Origin of the sequence: Methylobacterium sp. E-046, assembly GCF_022829625.1 — a bacterium.
Taxonomy (GTDB): Bacteria; Pseudomonadota; Alphaproteobacteria; order Rhizobiales; family Beijerinckiaceae; genus Methylobacterium; species Methylobacterium longum.
This window is the reverse complement of the sequence record NZ_JAKSYP010000230.1, coordinates 1-1,422: the sequence shown is the minus strand read 5'-3', so window position 1 is coordinate 1,422 and position 1,422 is coordinate 1. Positions and strand designations below refer to the sequence as shown.

The window sequence follows — 1,422 nt, the reverse complement described above, 5'->3', positions numbered from 1 at the left end:
CTCATTCACCCGATGATTTTGTGTGGTGGGACGGGCACGCGCCTGTGGCCGGCCTCGCGGGAGAGCATGCCCAAGCAGTTCGCCCGGCTTGTGGATGCGCAGGCCTCGACCTTCCAGGCGACGCTGGGGCGGGTGTCGGACGCGTCCGTCTTCGCCACGCCGACCGTCATCGCCTCGGCCGAGACCCGCTTCATCGTCGCCGAGCAGCGCGACCAGCTCGGCCTGTCGGCCGACATCCTGCTCGAGCCGCAGGGGCGCGACTCCGCCGCCGCGGTGGCGGTGGCGGCGCTGCACGCCGCGGCCAGCGACCCGCAGGCGGTGGTGCTGATCCTGGCCGCCGACCACGTCGTGCCCGACACGGACGCGTTCGTGGACGCCGTGCGGCGCGCGGCCGCGGGCGCGCGGGCCGGCTACACCATGACGCTGGGCATCGAGCCCGACCGGCCCGCCAGCGACTACGGCTACATCCGCCGCGGCGAGCCGATCGCCGAGGCGCCGGGCGCGGCCCGCGTCGCCCGCTTCGTCGAGAAGCCCAGCCAAGCCGGGGCCGAGGCGCTGATCGCGGAGGGCGCGGTGTGGAACTCGGGCTACTTCCTGTTCCGCGCCGACCTGATGCTGTCCGAGCTGGAGGCGTTCGTGCCCGAGGTGCTGGCGGCGGCGCGCGCGGCGTACGAGGCGGCGGTGACCGACCTCGACTTCGTGCGCCTGGACGCGGCGGCGTTCGCGCGCGCGCCCAAGATCTCGATCGACTACGCGGTGATGGAGCGGACCGCGCGGGCCGGCGTGCTGCCGGTGTCGTTCGCGTGGTCGGATGTCGGCACCTGGGACGCGGTCTGGCAGGTGCTGGACCACGACGCGGCCGGCAACGCGGTGCGGGGCCGGGTGTCGCTGATCGGCACGAAGAACAGCCTGGTGCACAGCCAGGGCGGCGGCCTGACCGCGGTGGTCGGGCTGGAGGACGTGGTGGTGGTCTCGACCCCCGACGCGGTACTGGTGGCCTCCAAGGCGCAGTCCGGGCAGGTCAAGGAGCTGGTCAACGCCCTGCGGGCGTCGGGCGAGCCGGAGGCGGACGCGCATCTGCGGATGTACCGGCCGTGGGGCTGGTACCAGCGGATCGACATCGGCGAGCGCTTCCAGGTCAAGCGCATCCAGGTGGTGCCGGGCGGGCGGCTGTCGCTGCAGAAGCACTACCACCGGGCCGAGCACTGGGTGGTGGTGCGCGGCACCGCCGAGGTGACGGTGGACGAGCGGGTCACCCTGGTCCACGAGAACGAGGCGATCTACCTGCCGATCGGCTCGATGCACCGCCTGGCCAATCCCGGAAAGATCCCGCTCGAGCTGATCGAGGTCCAGGTCGGATCCTACACCGGCGAGGACGACATCATCCGCGTCGAGGATATCTACGGACGCTGACACCAGAAC

1 protein-coding gene is annotated in these 1,422 nt (G+C 72.4%); it reads left to right on the top strand.

The window, feature by feature from the left end; translation table 11 throughout:
* The first annotated feature begins 3 nt into the window (after nucleotides 1–3).
* Nucleotides 4–1,413 (top strand): mannose-1-phosphate guanylyltransferase/mannose-6-phosphate isomerase, encoded by a 1,410-nt coding sequence (locus MKK82_RS24550; protein ID WP_243987175.1) that lies wholly within the window; start codon nucleotides 4–6, stop codon nucleotides 1,411–1,413.
* Nucleotides 1,414–1,422 lie beyond the last annotated feature (9 nt).